1 protein-coding gene is annotated in these 228 nt (G+C 33.8%); it reads left to right on the top strand.

Annotation, left to right across the window (positions count from 1 at the left end):
- Positions 1–45 precede the first annotated feature (45 nt).
- Positions 46–228: PH domain-containing protein (locus AOA60_RS35025; protein ID WP_368731600.1), on the top strand; the 183-nt coding region annotated here is incomplete at its 3' end.

Consider the following 228-nt stretch of genomic DNA (forward strand, 5'->3'; position numbering starts at 1 on the left):
ATATTCTTTTCAATTATACTTGTTTTCTCACTAGGAAGTGGAATAATCAGGTGGGTTACCTTCAAGTACCAAGTGGTTGATAATGAATTACAGGTAAGACAAGGGCTTATATTTAGAAAAAGGCGTTATATTCGTCAAGAAAGAATTCAAAGTATTGATTTAAATGCAAAGCTCATCCAACGGTTATTTAATCTAGTTGAAGTAAAGGTTGAAACTGCAGGAGGAGGA

The organism is Pseudomonas sp. 2822-17 (genome assembly GCF_002742485.1).
Lineage (GTDB): Bacteria > Pseudomonadota > Gammaproteobacteria > Pseudomonadales > Pseudomonadaceae > Aquipseudomonas > Aquipseudomonas cyclaminis.